We start from the raw sequence: 213 nt of genomic DNA, 5'->3' as shown, positions 1-213 counted from the left end.
CTTCAACCTTCTGATTCGTAGTCAGACACTCTATCCAGTTGCGCTAAGGGCGCATCATCAATGCCGGGGATCGGAGTCGAACCGATACGGTTGAAACCAACCGCGGGATTTTAAGTCCCGTGCGTCTACCAATTCCGCCACTCCGGCGTGTTGATGAAAGCGGAAGACGGGATTCGAACCCGCGACCCCCACCATGGCAAGGTGATGTTCTAC

Annotated in this window: 1 tRNA gene; it reads right to left on the bottom strand. The window is 54.9% G+C overall.

The features are described from left to right. Positions 1-61: 61 nt before the first annotated feature. Positions 62-147, bottom strand: a tRNA-Leu gene (locus CP357_RS10080). Positions 148-213 lie beyond the last annotated feature (66 nt).

The sequence above is a fragment of the Lactobacillus sp. UMNPBX6 genome (assembly GCF_002553975.1).
Classification (GTDB): Bacteria; Bacillota; Bacilli; order Lactobacillales; family Lactobacillaceae; genus Lactobacillus; species Lactobacillus gallinarum.
This window is presented reverse-complemented; position numbering and strand designations above follow the sequence as displayed.